Below are 318 nucleotides of genomic sequence, written 5' to 3'. Positions count from 1 at the left end.
TTAAACCATATTTGAAGAAATAATCTGCAAGGTTTAGGTCCCGCGGCAGGGCAAAAGCACTACCTGTGGGCGTGAAAAGGCTGTCGGTTTCCATCACCGAATTTTCCAGCAGCCATAGCTGTTTCCCGCCGCTCATAAGGTACTGGTCCAACACGAGTTTTTCGGCTTCGGTATAAGCTTCGGTAGGTTTGGCTTCAATGAGCAGGTCGTATTCCTTAAGCTGCTCCAGGGTTCCTGTGGGATCTACAGCTACGGAATCTAATGTGAATGGTGCTATATAGTAATATTGCTGAATACTTTTAATAAAATCGGCTATAT

At 45.0% G+C, this 318-nt stretch carries 1 protein-coding gene; it reads right to left on the bottom strand.

Features of this window, described 5'->3' with window-relative positions; all coding sequences use genetic code 11:
• Positions 1 to 318, bottom strand: a 318-nt coding sequence (locus tag HC176_RS18615) for a Gldg family protein (protein WP_209309829.1), incomplete at both ends; no start/stop codon positions are given.

This window comes from Tamlana crocina (assembly GCF_012037625.1).
This window is presented reverse-complemented; position numbering and strand designations above follow the sequence as displayed.